Source organism: Elongatibacter sediminis (assembly GCF_037892215.1).
Lineage (GTDB): Bacteria > Pseudomonadota > Gammaproteobacteria > Xanthomonadales > SZUA-36 > Elongatibacter > Elongatibacter sediminis.
Map to the genome: position 1 here is coordinate 385,132 of NZ_JAZHOG010000001.1, position 18,967 is coordinate 404,098.

Sequence of the window (18,967 nt, forward strand, 5' to 3'; positions counted from 1 at the left end):
GAGCGGAATGTGCGGTGCAGCGCAGGCCAGCAGAAGAAAGAACGGTTCCGTACCCGATTGTCGAATGAACGTCACCGCTTCACGGGTGAACCGTGCCGTCAACGCGGCCCGGGTAACGCATGATTTCTCTCCGGGTGGTGGCGGACTTCAGGGCGAAGCCGCACGGCCCAGGGGCAATTGGTTTAGCTCTGAATTATCCGGACGTGAACGCCTCCGCGCCGACCAGGACCAAGCCCAGGACCACCACCGCGAACACCAGCCAGACCCAGCCAGCCTGCCCGGCCCGCCATTGGCGTTTCAGTGCCTCCCACTCCGAGATACGGTCGACGTCGCGCAACAACGGCGCGACCCAGTTTTCCAGCTCCCCTTCCGGGTAGATTCGCGCCCCCTTCGCCCCCGGGCCCTGTAGCGGAACACGAAAGCCACGATACAGAATCGCGCGACCGGTCCAGACGAGGTCCGACGGCGCTGCGGCGAGATCCCGGCCGTCGTGCAGCCGGAAGTGCAATCGGCGCCCGTCGGAACCCAGGCGCAGGGCCAGCGCCCGCCCCGCCTGGTGGGACGCGAACAGCGCGATCGACACGAAAGCCACTCCGAGGCCCACGAATTTGGTGAATTCACCCTGCAGCAAGTCATCTGCGCCGGGGACCGAATCCGTCAGCGACCGGGTCATGAACCAGAGCGCTGCCAACACGGTGACCATCAGTACCGCCGCCGAAACACCCGACCATTTCAGCCAAACGAGGGAACGCTCGAAGCGCGGCTCCCGGGGCAGCCAGTGAACCCCTCGAACCTCCGGGGCCGACTCGGGCGCGGCTTCCACGTCCAGGGCAACCGGCGCCGGCGTGAGCCGCTGGCCTTTCGGAGTCGCGGCGACGGCCGCTGCGATCATCAGGGCCGCGCACAGAACCACCGCCACCAGTGACCATGTACTCAAACGCAGGTAGCGGGCCCGGCCAGCACGCAGATCATCCATCGCCGCAGTGAAATCGCCATCGCCGAAAAATCCGACGTGCCGAGTCAGGGCGTCAACACGAAACACGCGGAAAGTGTCGAGATCGGTCACGAGGATCTGCCCGTCGATCGCCGCCACATCGGTCGCGAACAGACTGCCGGGCAGATCGATTCGTCCGGTCGCGCCACGCTCCGGATCGAAGGTCACAAGGTCCGCGCGGCCATCGGAAAACTCCGAAGCCTGGGTCACCCAGAGCTGCCCGCCGGGCCCGGCGGCGAGCATCATCGGAAAATGCCGCGCCTCGCGCATCCAGGCATGTACGGCGCCATGCTCCCGGCCGGTCTTCCAGCCGCCTTCACCGTCGGCGACCAGTTCCACGATGCGCCGGTGGTCCGTATCGGCAATCCACAGTGTTCCGCCCGGGCCGGCCGCGAGGTCGTTCGGTCCCGCCAGGGTCCCCGGCGGCAGCAGAGAAACGACCGCTCCGGATCGGTTCCAGCCCAGGACATCGTCGCCCCGGGCGTCCGTGAGGATGAAGTCCGCCGGCGATGGTTTCAGCGCGGGATCCGCCAGCACCTTGAACTGACGCTCCGGCCTGGCACTGCGTGGAATCGGCAGGGTCTCACAAACCGAATCTCCCGCGGGCTCGACCCATTGGCAAACGCGAATCGCCGCCGGGCGCTGGGTGGCCACGAGCAACCGCCCGTCGGGCAATACCCGCAAGTCGATGGGATCACTGTCGACTCCCAGGGCCTGGAGGGGAATGCGGTCGAGCAACGCGCCGGTCGAATCCAATCGGTACAGGCTGCCTGCGGCATGCACGTAAACCACTTCGCCACCCGCAGCGATATGGGTGGGCCCAACCGATGCGGCCGCCATCTCGCTGCTGCGGAATCGCCCTCCGAGACTCAGCAGCAGCAACACCAGGAACAATACAGCCAGAGTTCGCGCAACCGGGTGTTTGTTATCCATGCTTCATTGTCGCACGGATGGAAACCGACCCGGTCATTACCGGGTCGACGTGACCGGAATCAGCGTGTGAAGGCCCGCGTGATTTTGCTGCGCAGATGCGCGTACAGCATCAGCAAGGTGGGAACGTGGCGCGCAATCGCGAAGCCCCGAATGGGTTGGGGCCTGTTCGGCGCCACCGGCAAGCCGGCGTAGTCCTCGTTGGCAATCGCCCTGGCCAACTCCGCACCCAGGACGGTGTTGACCGACAAGCCACGACCGTTGCAGGCCTGGATCGCCAGCGCACTGTCACCGAGGTCATACACCCGTGGGAGCAGATCACTGTTGAGCCACGCCCGGCCGGGCCATAGAAACTCGATTTCGACATCCGAACAGTGGGGAAAATGCTGGCGCACGCGCGTTCGCGCCTCGTATTCCAATACGCGACGGCTGCGCGGGATGGCGAAATCGGGAAAAGCCGCGATCAACCTGCGCTCGGCATCGAACCGGCCGGTGAACACATACGGCTGCTTGTCCGTGAACGAAGCACCGTTTTCGAGCATTGGGTAGCGGTTCGTATCGAGTGTCCGCGTCGCGTATTCGATCACATCCAGCGGCATGACCACGCCGCGCATGCCCGGGTGCAGTTGTCCGTTGCCACCATTCGCGGCCAGCACGAGTTGACGCGCCGTCACCGGCCCATCAGCGGTGTTCAGGCGCCAGGTTCCACCTTGCCGTTCCAGTGAATGGACCGGGTTGTTTTCAAAGATCGCCACCCCTTTTTCGATGGCCACACGGGCCAGCCCGCGGGCGAAGGCCAATGGGTTGAGCGTGCCGCCGTCGGCAAGCACCAAAGCGCCACAATACCGATCCGTTCCCAGCGTGCGGGCCGTCTCCTCCTGGTCGGCGTAGCGGGCGCCAAAACCCCTGGCCTGCCACTGTCGCACCCGGGTCCGGAGACTTTCGGCGACCCGTTCGTTGTGCGCCGGTGTCCAAAATCCGTTCTGCGCCGCCTCGCACTCCAGGCCGTATTCGGAAATGAGATCGAAGCAGTAGGCCGCCGAACCGCCAATCATGCGGACCAGGGCTTCACCGCGATCCGGACCCGCCTCGCCTTCAACCTGATCGGGTGTGTGGCGGATGAAATCAGGCGCGATCAGTCCGCCACTGCGGCCGGTCGCCCCGCCGCCGATGTCCCCGGCTTCCAGCACGACCACCGATATGCCGGCAGTGGCCAGGTGCAACGCGGTCGAAAGGCCGGCGATTCCGGCGCCGATGACCGCGACCTTGGCCTCGGCCTCCCCTTCCAGCCTCGAGGTTTCAGGGCCAGGAGGGGCGGTATGGTCCCAAAGCACATTCTCGCGGGCATCGTCAGCGTGTCTGCCAACCGTCACGGGTTCGGGTAATCCTTGCAAGTACCGGGTGGAGCGAATGAAGACATGGTGTATTTCATCGATTGGCAGGCGATCCCGACAGGGTCTTATTCAATGGGAAGTTTGCTGAGATTGCGGACCAGCGTCTGCAGCAGGATCACCAGGCGCATCATGTCCTTTTCTTCCAGCCCTTCCACGGCCCGCTTGAGCTGCCGGCTGCCGAGTTGCATCACCCGCTCGGACAACTCACGGCCCGAATGGGTGAGGTACACATCGGTGATGCGATTGTCCGTCTTGTTCAGGCTGTGCTCGACCCACCCTTCGCGCCGCATGCGCTCCAGTGCCCGGCTCGCGGTCGAACGCTTGAGCAGCGCCAGGGTTGAAAGATCCTTGATACTGATCGGGCTGCGACGCATCAAAACCGTGAGCAGACGATAAGTCGCCCGGTCGAGGCCGTATTTGGCGATGGCCTTGTCCAGGTCTTCGTGGAATTTGAAGTCCGCGTGCGCGATCAGGTAGAAGGGCGAACTGAACAGATCGAAGTCGGCTTTCGCCGGGTCCAGATGCCGGGGCAGTTCCCTGTTTTTTGTCTCAGCCATTTTTGGGGAGCTCCTTAACTTGGTGGCGTCATTGTGCACGGAGCACGCGTTCTGATGAAAGCTCTCGACCCACGATCAACCGGCATCACCGGCACTCAGACCTTTGCCGCTCCGGCCCGACTTTCGGCCAGGGAGCGTCGCGACAGGAAGACGAAAGCGATACACAGAAACAGCGCGACCGGCGTATTCATGATCATCGGCAGTGACATTTCCCGGCTGCCGACGATGGTAACGGCGATGTAAATGGCCGTGCCTTCCTGGCGGATCATGTGCTCGATGCCGATCGCGACCCGCTCTTTGGGAACCAGCGCGAACACCGTCGTGAGGGTCAAGGCCACCGCCAGGTTCGCCAGGTTCATGCCCAGGGTAACTCCGAACAGGCTGCTGAAATGCTCACGCAAGACCGGAATCTGGTCGACCAGGATGAATCCGAACGCCACAACCAGCACCCCGGTGCCGAGAATCTTGACTGCGCCCTTGATACGCAGCGCCAGATCATTCCGGTAAGTGCGCAACAGCAAACCCAACGAGGCCGGAATCAGGGTGATGCTGAACACCTTCCATACGAAATCGATCAACGGCACCGAAACCTGTGCCTCGACCCCGATGAAATGCTGGATGGCAAAGTGCGCGTAGAACGGCACCACCACGATGTACACCATGCTGACGAGGATGCTGAGTGACAACGACAGGGCCAGGTCACCCTCGGCCAGATCCGTCATCAGGTTCGACAGCATTCCGCCCGGACAGGTTGCCAGCAGAATGAAACCAACCGCCAGCTCCGGCGTGGGCGCGAAAAACGACACGAACACCAATCCGATCAGCGGCGGAACCACCAGCATGCTGCCGATCCCCACGTAAAGCGCGCGCCGGTTGGCCGCGATGCGCCGGAAATCATCAACCGTGAGGCTGAGGCCCATCGAAAACATGATAGTCCACAGAGACGCCGGCAGCAGGATATCGTCGATCAGGGTCATGGTTCAGTTTCCTTGCCGGCAGGCGCCAGCATCGCGGGCGGGTTTCCAAGCCGCGGGCAGGCCCGGCACTTCAGTCATCGCCGGGCGCCAGCGCCAGGGTGCAGGCTCCGTTGCGGCGAATCGTCCCGATACCCGCCTGAAATGCCTCGAAATCCTCGTCCACGACGCGCGCGCATACATTGGCGCGAATCAGCCCGAAGGGCATCAACAGGCGTCCGCCCGGACCGTAAAACAGTCCGATGTCGAAAAAATTTCCGGGCGGCAGGCCGATGATCGACGAGGCCGGCATCGAAGCCAGCACGATGTCGCCGGCCTGTGGAAACGATGTGGCGTTCTCCTCGGGTATCACGTCGGCGGCCAGCGACTCTGGCAGGACCGCGGCCGGCAACGGGACGGATAATTCCGGCCCGGTCCAGATCGCGTGCATGGCCTCGAAGGCGTGTCTTCCGGCCGCGAGTTGTTCGAGAAAACGGGCGGACCGCGGCGCCTGTTCATTCAGCAGACGGCAACGCGCCGAAAGACCCGAAACCGATTCGGTGAACCGGATGAATTGCATACCTTCTTCTCCCTTGATGAGGCGCGCATCGACTGCCGTTCGCGCCTTGTCTGCCTTTATTACCAGGCTTATTTGTAGCGAACGCCACCCTTGATAACTGCGTAAACGCGGCGCAGTGCTTCGAGATCCGCCAACGGGTTTCCGGAGACCACGATCACGTCCGCCAGTTTACCTTCTTCGACCGTTCCCAGCTGATCCGCCATGCCCAGGGCCTCGGCGCCGTTGCGCGTGGCGGCGATCACGGCATCCATGGGGGTCAGGCCCTCTTCCACCATCTGCTGATACTCGGTGGCATTGGGATCTTCCTGCTGAAAATTCAGGAACGAAGGCGTATCCGTACCGAGCGACAGCTTCGCGCCGGCGCGAATGAAGCGTCGCATATTTTCATGCGAAACAGCACGGCGTTTTTGCACCATGTCGTACGAGGGACCGGAAATCCCGAATGTGTCGCCTCCGTCGGAACGGCCTTCCAGGGTGGCGCGGTCACTCTTGTAGATCGGCAAACCGGACTGGTCCGGGTGCTTGCGGTTGAACAGCATCTTGTCGCGGTAGCGCATTAGCAGGCGATACTCTTTCGGCTCCATCGACATGATGAACAAGGTCTCGTTGAACTGGTGGGGATCCTCGAAATTCTCCGCGCCGGTCACCATGACCCGCAACAGGGTATCGACGATGACGTTCTTGTCAACGTAGCCCTGAATCACATCCTCGTCGATCAGCACGTGGCCATAGAACGGGTGCTCGAGGGTATCGATATCGAAGTCCAGCATGCGGCGCAGACCCGGATTGTGCGGACCGGCGTGCACGTCGATGATCTTTCCGTGCGCGTGCGCCTTGTCGATGATGTAGCGCAGTTCCTCGTCTGAGAAATCATTTTCGCCGTCGTATTCCTCGTCCGACATGTACAGCTTCCAGTAGTTGTACTCGGGACCGAGGTATTTGTCCGTGCCTTCTTCAATGTCGTACAGAACGTTGTATGCGAATTCATCACGCAGCCATTCCACGGCATCTTCCGGCGTGTTGTTTTCTTCGATGTAGTGCTCGAAGTGCTGACGGCTCATGAACAAGGCGCCACCCAGGAAAATCCGCGGACCCGCCAGCTCTCCGCTGTCGATTCGCTTTTTAACCGGCAAAATACGCGCCGAGGGACCGCTCGTCTGACGCATGCTGGTCACACCCTGCATCAAATACACCCAGGCGCGGTGGGGCATGCGTGCGAATGTCTCCTCCCAACGGGCACGCAGCACGTCCAGCGGCAGGTCGGCGGTGGGCGCCGGGTACAGCGGGTTGAGCTGGATGTGCTGGTTGGAGTTGATGATGCCGGGCATGATGGTCATGCCCTCGGCATCGATGACCTGCGCGCCGTCCGGAATGTCCACGGACTCGCTGGGGCCGACCCGGGTGATGCGCTCACCCTCGATGATAACGGTATGACCGAGCTTCGGCGGCGCCCCGGTGGCATCGATAACGGTACCACCCACGATAGCGATGGGATGCTGCGGCACGAACGGGGGCTCCTGCGGGCCCAGGATGCGCATCAGGCTCTCCTCGTCCACTTCCGCGAGTAACGGAACCCACGCGAACAGCAGTACCGCGAGTACGCTCAGGGACAGGTACGGGCGGCAACGATGGCCAGTTTTCATCTGCAGTCTCCTCATTCGGTTTGAACGGCGTGCCATTCCGCGCATCAGCGGATTTTGCGGCCGTTGGCGATCACGTGACGCACGTCACGCAGGTTCTGTATGTCGTCCAGGGGATCAGCGCCGACGATCAGAATGTCGGCCAGTTTGCCGTCCTCCACGGTGCCCAGCTTGTCGGGAAGGCCGAGGATGTCCGCGCCCACCCGGGTCGCCGCGGCCAGCACTTCTTCATCACTCATGCCGGCATCCTTGAGAAACCCGAGCTCTCGATGATAGGAGCCTGGATAGCGCCGTTCGTTTTCGAACGGAATATCCGTACCCACGCCGATGGGCACACCGGCTTCGTGCGCTTCCCTCACCATTTGAATGTGTTGCTCGTGATTGGTTGGAAAACGCCGCGAGTGGGTATGGAAGAACCCGCCTCCGGAAATACCCGCTGTTGGGTAGCCGGTGGTCAGCACGTTGTAAAACGCGGTGATCGTGGGAACGAAGGCCGTACCGTTATCCGCCATCACATCAATAATGTCGGAGTCGAGTTTCAGAGGGTGTTCAATGGTGTCGATACCGGCTTCCGACGCCCAGGCTGTATATTTGCCAAAGGAGTCCACCGCGACCCGGAATCCGTGCATGTGCGCCTCGTCGGCGGCCGCCTGCACCTCTTCGCGGGTATACGGCGCGGTGATCTTGATCCAGTCGGCGTGCATGCGAAGCTGTTCACGTACCGCCAGGCGCCAGTCCCAGGGGCCATTCGCCACCCGCTTGCGCGCGCCGTCCTCCAGGCTCTTGGGTCGCCCGGTCGCCGTGGAGGTGATTTCGTTGCCGTGACCACCGCGGGAACTGATCATGCGCCCGCTCCACAACACCCGGGGGCCGTCGATCATGCCCCGGTGCACGGCTTCCTTGATGCGCAGGGCGACGTCGTCGCTGGTTCCGACATCACGCACCGCAGTGATTCCGGCATCGATGAGCTGTTTGGCCAGCAGGGTGCCACGAATGGCGGCGGCCGCGGCCGAGTCCCGGTAGCGGCCGAAATCATCACCACGTTGCTGGGTGAAATGGATGTGCAGGTCGATCAGGCCCGGCACCACGAACAGACCGCCGGCATCCACTTCCGCATCGACCCGGTCCGGCATCGGAACCTCGTCCCGCGCGCCGGCCGCGACAATGTGTGTGCCACGTATGACGACCCGCGAATCCGGCACCGGCTTCCCGCCGGTACCGTCGATCAGGGTGCCGCCGTCAATAACCAGCACCGGATCCTGCGAGTCATCCCGCGGCGGCAGCGGAACCCGCCGCGTATCGTCGGTGGTTCGCCATCCCTCGGGCAGTTCGGCGGCGGCGAGCATCAGCGGACAGACCAGCCAAACCATGGCCAGCGCCGCGACCGCGCCTATCCGTCTCCAGGATGAAAGTCTCCGTGATTGAGTCATGTGACTTCTCCGATCTGAACAATGATGGGGATGGCGGCGCTCGACACCGGGATCAGAATGTGAAACCCAGGCTTACGCCGTAGGTACGCGGCTCCGCGTAAACGATGCGTCCCGGCAGGAAAGTCGAACCGGCGCCGAAGGAACTCGCCTTGTACAACTCGTCGGTGAGGTTACGCACCCAGGCCGAGAATTCCCAGCGCTCGTCGGTGGACTTCACCCCGGCCCGCAGTCCCAGGAGGCCATAACCGTCCTGAAACTCGGCCGGGTTGTTGGCCAGCGCCAGCTCGACCTTGCTGCGGTAGCTGTAATCCACCTCGACGAAAGGCAGCACCGAGCCCACCGGATTGGCGGCCTGGTAACTGGCGATCAGCGAAGAGGAAAACTTCGGCGTTTGCACCGGCGTATCGCCGTCGAATTCACCACTGGTGATTTCAGCGTCCATCAGGTTCATGCCGGCCCGGACCGAGAATTCCTCGGTCGGGAACCAGGATGCTTCTGCTTCCACGCCGTAGACGCGGGCGTCACCGGCATTGGCCAGAACGATCAGGCGAATACCTTCGCGGGTAACGGCCGTGGTGGCCTGCATGTCCTCCCAGTCGTAGTAATAGGCCGCCGCGTTGAACACCAGCGAGTTGTTGGCCAGGGTCGATTTCAGGCCAAATTCATACGACGTCAGCTTCTCCGACTCGAACGGCGCCAATTGTGGGATCGAAAATGCAATTGTGGCCGGAAAACCCGGGCCCTTGAAACCGCGGCTGACGGAAGCGTACAGCAGCAGGTCGTCATTCGGCCGAAAATCCACGCCGACCTTGCCGGTCGTTTCGTTGACACTGACTTTGTCATTGAAAAACGGGATGGGTACCGGAGCACCGGTACCTGTCACATGGCCGCCGTAAGTGAACTCGCGCTCCTCATCCGTGTAGCGCAAGCCGCCAATCAGGGTCCAGCGCTCATCAAGCTGGTATTCCGCCTGACCGAACAGGGCGATGTCCCGCGTTTCCTGCAGGAACGTCGAATCGAACAGGCCCGAAAACGATGCATGGTCGCGGAAATTGAACAGGACGTCGTCGAAGATTTCGTCTTCGCTGTAGTACGCGCCCAGCACCCAGCTCAATGGGCTGTCACCGGTATTGGAAGCCAGCCGCAATTCCTGGGTGAACAGGTCGATGTCCTGGGCCCGGAATGTGTCACTGACGATAAACGGCGAACCGTTGTCGCCGCCGACTTCGCGCTCGAATTCCCGGTAGCCGGTGACCGAAGTCAGAAGGACCGAACCCAGGTCCCAGGTCATGGTGTTGTTGAAACCGTAGGAATCCACCCGGTCCCGATTGCCGAAGGAGAAACTGGCGAAAACTTCCCGCGGCCCGGTATCGGGATCCGAAATGAGTTCACGCTCACCGGTGACGGGATCGCCACCAACCGAAGAGCGCCAGATCGCAAACGACGCGCATTCCGTCTCGTTGCGGATACCGGTGGCCGGATAGGAGCACAGCCCCGAGCCGTCCTGCAGTACATTGCCGGCGTGTTCATAGCCCAGCACTTCGGAGTCGTTGTTGCTGACATCGGCGACGAAAAGCAATTCGAAATTGTCGCTCGGGGTCCACAGGGCCGATGCCCTCAGGGCCTGCCGATCGATGGCGCCGTTGTCGCTGTCAACACCCTCGCCCACGTCCGGCCCGAGAATCAGGGTCTGCCAGCCATCCCGTGTCGTGGATTTGCCGGCCACACGCAGCGCCAGGTTATCGGTGACCGCACCACCCACCGCGCCCTCGATCTCGACCAGGTCATAACGGCCGTAATTCATACGCGCGTAGGCATCGAATTCCTGACTGGCCTTGCGGGTGATGAAATTGATCGCGCCACCGGTCACGTTGCGTCCGTACAGGGTGCCCTGCGGGCCTTTCAACACTTCCACCCGCTCCAGATCGAACAACTGGAATCCCAGCATGGCGTTGGACGGCAAAGCCACCTCGTCGATATACGGGGTGACCGCGGGGTTCTGGTTGCTTTCACCATTATTCATGCCGATGCCGCGTATGGCGAAAATCGGGTCGCCCGAGTTTCCGGTCGTGGCGAACAGTCCCGGGGTGAAATTCGCGATGTCCGCTGGCGTTTCGACGCGCAAATTGCGCAACTGCGTCTCTGACAGCACCGAAACCGACAGGGAAATGTCCTGCAGGTTCTGCTCGCGCTTCTGAGCCGTGACGATGACTTCCTCGAGAGCACCGTCCGCAGCCTCCACGGCAGGAGTCATAACAGCCGCCATCAGGCCGAGTGCGATGGCACGCTGGAGCAAATTCCGTTTTCCGGACACAAGGCCCGAAGCTGGAGTGGATTTTCCGCTTGAAACGGCCGTTGGTGTGTGGTCTTCAGGTCGGGCAGTCATCATTTTCTCCACAAGTGCCTTTTTGGACTAATAAACGCTGATACGCATATTCGTGTGAATATGGTTACAACCACGCAAATTAAGTCATCTGGCCTGCCGGCGCAAGCCCGGCGTGAGGCTCCCCGTCCGGCCGGCTGTCATGAATCGCCTGTTCACAACGAACCCGCAATACACGCCCGGCCGCCCCGCATGCCGCGGCTCATGTACCGGCCTGGAAAACTGCCGACCGCAAACACTCCTTGCAACCTTTTCACTGAACACACGCCGAAGCCCCATCCACCGGCTGGCCTCAGGCCTGACAGCAAAATTCATTGCTTTCACTGCAATACAACCTCTCCCGCACCAGACCTTTTCGTACTGATTCGGCAGTCCATTCACCTACAAAAGCCAGGCTCAAAAGCCGCCCATCAGAAAGAACCTGACGGCAGACCCATCGGTCAGGGAAGGGTCTGCCCCATCAAAAACACCAGCCGAAACCTCCTGTCTCCGTACTACATCGTATCGGCAAGACGCGCTCCCGACTGGCACGAACCTCACTTGCAAAACAGGAAACGATCGCGTATACCAAAGCTGCTTCTAACAATAATCACATAAATTTGCGCACACTAAAACCAGTACGTATTGACTCTGCCATTAATGCACCTGAGGACTCTGACATGCGCACGCCCCCCGAGAACCAACCCACGCTTCATTCCCAAAGCGAACAATCGCCTGGACTGTTCTTGAAGAGCCATCCGCCGTGTCCATCGCTGGCCTTTCCGTCCATACGAATACGTACGGCTGCAATCGCACTGATGTGCCTGACAGGCCTCCCGGCACCCGTCGCGGCCCAGGATCAGGCCGCTGACCCATTGCTGGAAGAAGTCATTGTTACCGCCCAGTACCGTGAAGAACGGTTGCAGGACGTACCCATCTCAATCAGCGCATTCGACGGTGACTCACTTCGCGAACTGCGTGTATCGACGCCAGCCGACCTGGCGCGCATTACACCGGGACTGTTCATGAACCGCAGCTCGGTCAACCAGTCGGACCCGGAATTCACCTTGCGCGGCATCGGCACCAACGACTCGTCACCGAACCAGAACCCGGCCGCCCCACTCTACGTGGACGGCGTCTCGGTGCCCTTCAATGCGATGGTGGGCCACGTGTTATTCGACCAGGAACGGGTGGAGGTGTTGAAAGGCCCGCAGGGCACCCTGTACGGCCGCAACTCAACGGCTGGCGCGGTGAATTTCATATCGACACGGCCCGGACCGGAACGGGAGGGCTATTTCACCGCATCCTACGGGGAGCGCGACCGGATCGACCTCGAAGGCGGCATCACCATTCCGATCAGCGATCGTTTCTCCATGCGTTTCGCCGGAGTGGTCGCTCAGGAAGACGGCTGGCAAACCATTGACCTGACCGACTATGTACTGGACACCGACCCGAGTTTTGCCGACCCGGTGCGCCGCAACGGCGATGTCGACCGCAAGGCCATTCGCATCTCGGCCCTGTTTACCCCGTCGGACTCGGTTGAAAACCTGTTCATACTCGACGCCGGACGCGACGACTCCCAGGTCTACGCCTTCAAGCATGCCGGCAATCTCAGCCGCGACAATCCTGCGGAGTTCTGCTCGTTCGTTTTCACAGGCATCCGCAATGACAACGACTGCGTTTCATTCGCCTATGATTCCCGGACCGCCCCGCGAATACCGGTCAACTTCGCCGGCCGGGACCTTTTCATTCAGGACCCCGGCAATCGCGGTGATCTGGTCACGGTATCCGATCCCAATCCGGATCCGCGCACCACGATCAAGAACTTCCACATGGGCAGCCAGGTCGACTCGGAAGCCCTGGGCCTCACCAATACCCTCAACTGGAGCCCGGGCCGATTCCATGTCACCTCGGTCACCGGCTACCGCACCTTCGACCGGGTGTCCGGTTTCGGCCAGCAAGGCGGCCCCTTCATCACCATCGGCGGCGAATTCGACCAGGAAATGGATGTTTTCACCCAGGAACTGCGGATCGCCTCGGACAGCTCATGGGACGATCTGTACTGGGTCGCCGGTCTGTTTTATTCCAATGAGGACATCGAAAACTACAATATCCAGAACCTCGCCGAACACAAGTTCTTCTCGGCGATCTTCAATGACGGTTTCACGCAGAAAACCGACGTCATCGCGGCCTTCGGCCAGGTCGAGTGGAGCCTCAACGACCAGGTACAACTGGTCGGCGGCCTGAGATTCACATCCGAGGACCGTTCGTTCCACTTCACCGGCCAGATGGTCGGCGCCGCGCCGCAGATCGTTCCGGAATATCGCGAGAAGGTGAGCTCCGATGAAGCTACCTGGCGCCTGGGTGTGAATTTCCGGCCCAACGACAACTGGCTCTGGTACGGCAACATCAGCACGGGTTTCCGCGGCAAGGGCTTCCCGGCCTCGATCGCTTTCTCGGTTCCTCAGCTTCAGCCCTTCAACGAGGAAACGCTCACCGCCTACGAGGCCGGCTTCAAGTCCGTGCTGCTCGATGGCGACCTGCAGTTCAACACCGCGGTGTACTACTACGACTTCGAGGATTTTCAGGCCCAGACCGCAGTCGAGCGTGAGGGCCTCAGGCTGATCGTGCTCGCAAACGCCGGCCAGGCCCGGGTCATCGGCACCGAAGTGGATGTACGCTGGTTCGCCACCGAGTCACTGTCGTTCAATGCGGGAGTGAACTGGATGGATGCCGAAATCCGCAGCGGAGATTACGAAGGCGACAATATGATCCGTTCACCGGACGTCATGGCGCGGGGCTCGGTACGTTTCGATGCGCCCCAGTCCATTGGCGGCTACGAGCCTTTCGCGCAACTCGACTTCAGTTACAACAGCAAGATGGATTTCATCCTGGCGAACCAGATCGGGGCAACCGAAGGCTCGTACTGGCTGCTCAATGCCCGCGTCGGCATGCGTTTGCCCAACCCCGACTGGGAAGTCTCGCTGTGGATCGAAAACCTGACCGACGAGGTCTACAAGTCTGAAGTCTTCGGCCCCGGTTCCGACTTCCTGCCGGCCGGAATCCTGTACGGCCCGCCGCGCCAGTTCGGTGCGACCGTGACCTACACGTTCTGACCGCCGATGATTACGCGGCCCCTGATCCGAGCAAGCTTCATCGGCGTTGTTTACGCCGCCCTGACCGCATGCCAGCCCGCCGGCGAGCCGAATTCGGCCGACCCGGCCGGGCAGGCCGCGGCGCCCTCCAAACCGGTTTCGGCCGACCCGCCGATTTATGACACCGCGCTCAGTCTCGACAGCCTGTACACCGTACCGTCGATCGCGGGCACGCCCCCGCGGGCCGCGGCCTGGTCCGGAGATGGAGAACGCCTGGCGTTCCTGTGGAATGACGCCGGCAGACCGTTTCATGATCTGTGGGTCTGCGAAGCGGCCGACTGTACGCCACGGCGTTTGACCCGACATGGCGAAACAGCCAGCGACCGCATCACCGACACCGGCATTTCCGAGGTCGTCTGGGGCGAGACAGGAAGCCAGAAGCTGGTCTACGTGCTCGGAGGTCAACTGCATGGATTGAACGGCAAGGGAGAGCCGGTCACGCTCGATTCGCAACGCGCCTCGGTGCATCAGCTGAGCCGGTCGCCAAGCGGACAACGCATTGGCTTCGTCGACGGCGGCCCCGTCAGCCCCCGCTACTTCGAATTCGAACCCGGTGGCGGTTTGTGGGTGCGCGGCACCGGAACGGACGCGGAAGCCGCACGCCAACTGGTCCCGACCGAACACGACTACCAATACGTCGAAAGTCACCAATGGTCCGATGACGGGCGCAGCATCGTCTTCATCATGGCGGATCGTGGCGCGGTGCCGGAACGCGAAATCCACTACGTTTACAACGGCGAGAAACAGATTCGGCGGGTACGGCGCGCCTTTCCCGGCGACCCCACCACACGACGGCGCATCGGCGTCGTCGATGTCGATTCCGGGGCTCTGCGCTGGCTGGATCGGCGTGACGAACTGCGCCCGGTCTGGGGTTACGACATCTCCGCGGACGGAACACGGCTGCTCGTCAACGAAAGTGATTTCCTGATCAAGGAACACGTCATCGACGTCTATGACCTGGCCACCGGCGCACGCAGCAACTTCCTGACCCGCGCCGACCCGGCCAATGTGATCCCGGGCTGGCAGGCCCGCTGGGCCCCGGACGATCGCGGCATGATCATTCTGACGGACCGGGACGGCTATTATCACCTGTACTACAAAGCCGCCGCCGACACCGAACCCGTTGCCATAACCGCGGGTGAGTGGGAAGTCGAATCGTTCTCCGTCGACCCGGACGAGGAACTCATCTATTACGTCGCCAACACGCCGCACCCGGCCGAACGGCACCTGTACCGGGTCGCCGTGACCGGTGGTGAGCCGGAACGGCTCAGCCGGCGTAGCGGAACCCACCAGCCGGTCTATTCACCCGGCCATGAACGGGCCGCCGTCATTTTCACCAACGACACGACTCCGCCGGACCTGTACCTGAACGGGCTCGAACCGGAACTCGAGGGCGTTCAGGTAACCCGTTCACCGGGCGACGAGTTCGACGCCCTGCCCTGGGCCACCGTCCGTTACCCCCGGTTCAACAGCCATGTGGACGGCACCGAACTGGTCGGCCGGCTGTTGCTGCCGCCGGATTTCGATCCCGAACACCGCTACCCACTGGTGGTCGGCTCAATCTATCCGAACACCGTGCGCAATCGCTGGGGCGGAGGTTCTGCGACCCCGATCTGGGGCCTGGACCAGCACCTGGTCGCTCGCGGTTACGTGGTGTTCGCAGTGGACGTGCGCGGCAGTTGGGGCCACGGCCGTGCATTCAGCCAGGGACTGCTGGGTGACTACGGCGGCATCGATACCGATGACCTGGAAAGCGGGATTCGCCACCTGATCGGCCAGGGCTTCGTCGATCCGGATCGCGTTGGCATCTGGGGATGGAGCTACGGGGGCCTGATGACCCTGATGTCGCTTTCGCGCAAATCGGACCTGTACGCGGTGGGTGTGGCGGATGCACCCGCAACCAATGTCTGGCATGCGTTTCCCGAACAGATGTGGGTCATGGGGGAGCGCGAGGGGGCCGATTACCCGGAACGCTACGAGCGTATGTCCGCGCTGTACCAGACGGACGGCATCGAGGATCCGTTGATGATCCTTCACAGCACCGCGGATTCAGTGGTGATGTTCTCGGACAGCCTGGCCTTCACCGAGAAGTTGATCGCGCGCGAAGCCGACTTCGAGTTCGTGCCGCTTCCGGCGGCCAGCCACGTCTGGGCCAACGGTGACCTGACCCGCAGACGCTTCGGCTACCGGAAAATCGTCAACTTCCTCAACGAGCACCTGCAACCGTGAATTGAGCGCGGGGTTTCAGGCCAGAGACGGGCGCTGATACCCGCCGACCAGCCGTTCGATGCGCCCCGCAACCGCCAGGGCCCGGTCTTCCCGGCCGGGTCCTGCCACCACCTGGATGCCGATGGGGAGCCCATCGGCCGAACGCGAGACCGGCACTACCACCGCCGGCCAGCCGGTGGCATTGAAGGTGAACGCATAGCTGGCCCAGGCCATCATCTCCGGATCCGCGCCGGCGCCCGGCCGGAACGCCGGATGCGCGTTCACCGGGCAAAGCAGCACATCGTAGCGATCGAGGAACGACAACATCTCGCTCCGCCAGGCATCCAGCCGGGCATGGGCGGCATCGAACTGCTCCGCCGTCAGCGCCTCACTCCCGGTAATCGCCGACAGGGTATGCTCGGTGGTGCCGTAAGCGCGCAACAACCGGCGCACGCTTGCACCCCCATCCCAGAAGTAGATCGGCAAGGTGACATCCAGGGTCTGGCCGATGGATCCCGGCCGGTCCGAACTGACTGGAATCCCGCCTTCCGCCAGGGACCGGGCCGCCACGCGCACCGCCTCGCGGGTTTCCGGTGTCGGCTCCGCAATGCCGTTGTCGTCAAACCAGGCGACTCGCAAATCCGACAGATCGACCGTATCGGGATCATGGGATTCCAGCGGCAGTGCTCCCGGGTCGATCCCGTCGGGCCCCTGGATGATCCGCAGAAGCAACGCGAGATCCTCGACGCCTCGTGCCAGCGGCCCCAATTGCTGGAACGCATCCTGAACGCCGCCGAACGGAAAGATGTGCCCGCTCCTCGACACCCGGCCTGCGGTCGGCTTCAACCCACAGATGCCATTCACGTGGGCCGGCAACCGTATGCTGCCGCCGTAATCACTGCCGATGTCGAACGGAGATCCACCTGCCGCGACAATGGCCGCGGCGCCGCCGCTGCTGCCACCGGGTGAGCGGGACAGATCGTGCGGATTGAAAGTCTGACCGTAAACCCGGTTGTTCGTATCAAACGACAGGGTCAGTTCCGGCGTGTTGGTCTTCCCCATCAGCACCGCACCGGCGTCGCGCAAACGCCGCACCACGGTGGCGTCCTTGCCGGGGACGAACGCGGCCCGGCCCAGGGTGCCGCCGGTACTGATCATGCCGGCCGTATCCAGCGAATCCTTGATGGTCATGGGTACCCCGTGCAACGGCCCCGCGGCATCACCCCGCGCCAGCGCCCGGTCGGCGGCCCCTGCCTGCGCCAATGCCTGTTCCCCATCCAACTGAACGACGGCGTTGAGCATTCCGTTGACCGCTTCGATCCGCTCCAGGCAGGCGGTCACGACCGCTTCGGACGTCAACTCACCGGACCGGATGGCGCGCGCCAGGGCCGAGGCCGTGGAGTAATAAACCGGCTGGCTGAGCGCCTGCCGCGAAATCGATGCATCCATCGGCGTAACGGGCGCCCGGGGCGGCGCACCGGACGGCGATGCACATGCCGCGAGTCCCAGGGGGGGCAATCCCAGCCCTGCGGCGGTGATCAGCTCTCGCCTCGATATCGTTGCGCTCTCGCCTGTGCCAGCGTCTTCGTTTACGGATACCGCATCCGGGTAATTCGAATTCATCACAACCTCGCTTCTCTCCACTCCGTGGCATCAGTATACGGGTCCGGTCACCGCCGGCCGACCGGGTTCTGCGGCCAGCACCACCCGGTTACCCGATCACCGGCGGCTGTGCGTCATTGGGGCACTTGGTGGTGGCCGGTGCAGGGGGTACTATCGACCGGATGAACCCCTCAGCGTCACCGGCTGGCCGTCTGCTGGCGGTCCAGCCCGAGATCCAGCAGGCACTGGATGCCGGTCATCCGGTGATGGCACTCGAGTCCACCCTGATTTGTCACGGCCTGCCGTGGCCGAGGAACCTGGATACCGCCCGTCAACTCGAGGCCATCGTCCGCGAGCAAGGCGTCATGCCCGCCACCATCGCCATACTCGATGGCCGCCTGCGGGTGGGGCTCGGCAGCGAACAGCTCGAGCGCCTGGCGCGTCTCGGCGACAAGGCGATCAAATGCAGCCGTCGCGACATTGCCGTGGTGCTGCAACAGCATCGGGCCGGCGCGACCACGGTAGCCGCGACGATGATCATCGCGGCCATGGCGGGCATCCGGATTTTCGCGACCGGCGGAATCGGCGGCGTGCACCGGGGCGCGGCACAGACTCTGGATATCTCGGCCGACCTGCCGGAACTCGCACGCACACCGATGGCGGTGGTGTGTTCCGGACCCAAGGCGATTCTCGACCTGCCCCTGACGGCCCAGTACCTGGAAACCCACGGGGTACCCGTGATCGGATACCAGACGGACGAACTTCCGTCGTTTTATTCGCGAACCAGCGGCTTGCCCGTCGATCACCGGCTGGACACGCCCGCCGAGGTGGCGGAATTCCTGCACCTGAAGTGGTCACTGGGCCTCGGCGGAGGCGTGCTCCTGGCCAACCCGGTCCCCGAAGAACATGCCATCGAACCGGAAATCGTGGAGAAAACGGTGGACCTGGCCCTGCGCGAAGCCGAACGCCAGGGAGTCAGCGGCCGGGTCCTGACACCGTTTCTCCTTGCCCGCATGGAGCGGCTGACCGGCGGCGACAGCCTCAAGACCAATATCGCGCTGGTCCTCAGCAATGCGCGAGTGGGCGCCCGAATGGCGACTGCGTATCACTCGGCGAGTGACTGAAGGTGGCCTTCGTCATTCTGATTTCCGCGCCGTTCATC

Annotated in this window: 12 protein-coding genes; 3 read left to right on the plus strand and 9 right to left on the minus strand. The window is 62.6% G+C overall.

Annotation, left to right across the window (positions count from 1 at the left end):
• Window positions 1-193 precede the first annotated feature (193 nt).
• The 8 genes from V3330_RS01500 to V3330_RS01535 form a co-directional block, all read right to left on the minus strand.
• The gene (locus V3330_RS01500; protein WP_354693608.1) at window positions 194-1,927 is read right to left on the minus strand and encodes an NHL repeat-containing protein; all 1,734 of its coding nucleotides are present in this window, start codon (window positions 1,925-1,927) and stop codon (window positions 194-196) included.
• Window positions 1,928-1,986: 59 nt separating this feature from the next.
• Window positions 1,987-3,297, minus strand: coding sequence for an NAD(P)/FAD-dependent oxidoreductase (locus V3330_RS01505; RefSeq protein ID WP_354693609.1), 1,311 nt, complete (start codon window positions 3,295-3,297; stop codon window positions 1,987-1,989).
• 86 nt (window positions 3,298-3,383) lie between these two features.
• Window positions 3,384-3,875, minus strand: coding sequence for a MarR family winged helix-turn-helix transcriptional regulator (locus tag V3330_RS01510; protein ID WP_354693610.1), 492 nt, complete (start codon window positions 3,873-3,875; stop codon window positions 3,384-3,386).
• 95 nt (window positions 3,876-3,970) lie between these two features.
• Window positions 3,971-4,852, minus strand: coding sequence for a bile acid:sodium symporter family protein (locus tag V3330_RS01515; RefSeq protein WP_354693611.1), 882 nt, complete (start codon window positions 4,850-4,852; stop codon window positions 3,971-3,973).
• 70 nt (window positions 4,853-4,922) lie between these two features.
• Window positions 4,923-5,408: a DUF3830 family protein gene (locus V3330_RS01520; RefSeq protein WP_354693612.1), complete on the minus strand. Its 486-nt coding sequence runs from the start codon at window positions 5,406-5,408 to the stop codon at window positions 4,923-4,925.
• Window positions 5,409-5,476: 68 nt separating this feature from the next.
• A complete protein-coding gene (locus V3330_RS01525) occupies window positions 5,477-7,051 on the minus strand; it encodes an amidohydrolase family protein (RefSeq protein ID WP_354693613.1) in 1,575 nt (524 codons plus the stop codon).
• A 44-nt stretch (window positions 7,052-7,095) separates the two neighbouring features.
• Entirely contained in the window at window positions 7,096-8,478 is a 1,383-nt protein-coding gene (locus V3330_RS01530) for an amidohydrolase family protein (RefSeq protein ID WP_354693614.1), read from the minus strand.
• Between the two features lie 52 nt (window positions 8,479-8,530).
• Complete coding sequence (locus V3330_RS01535; RefSeq protein WP_354693615.1) at window positions 8,531-10,774, minus strand: TonB-dependent receptor; 2,244 nt, start codon at window positions 10,772-10,774, stop codon at window positions 8,531-8,533.
• Window positions 10,775-11,520: 746 nt separating this feature from the next.
• Between V3330_RS01535 and V3330_RS01540 the strand changes: the two genes are divergently transcribed.
• A complete protein-coding gene (locus V3330_RS01540; RefSeq protein WP_354693616.1) occupies window positions 11,521-13,956 on the plus strand; it encodes a TonB-dependent receptor in 2,436 nt (811 codons plus the stop codon).
• Window positions 13,957-13,962: 6 nt separating this feature from the next.
• Entirely contained in the window at window positions 13,963-16,224 is a 2,262-nt protein-coding gene (locus V3330_RS01545; RefSeq protein WP_354693617.1) for a S9 family peptidase, read from the plus strand.
• A 15-nt stretch (window positions 16,225-16,239) separates the two neighbouring features.
• On the opposite strand, the gene V3330_RS01550 is transcribed toward V3330_RS01545, so the two are convergent.
• Window positions 16,240-17,826, minus strand: a complete 1,587-nt coding sequence (locus tag V3330_RS01550) for an amidase (RefSeq protein ID WP_354693618.1) — start codon at window positions 17,824-17,826, stop codon at window positions 16,240-16,242.
• Window positions 17,827-17,987: 161 nt separating this feature from the next.
• Here V3330_RS01550 and V3330_RS01555 point away from each other — a divergent pair, with 161 nt between their 5' ends.
• Window positions 17,988-18,929, plus strand: coding sequence for a pseudouridine-5'-phosphate glycosidase (locus tag V3330_RS01555; RefSeq protein WP_354693619.1), 942 nt, complete (start codon window positions 17,988-17,990; stop codon window positions 18,927-18,929).
• Window positions 18,930-18,967: the final 38 nt, after the last annotated feature.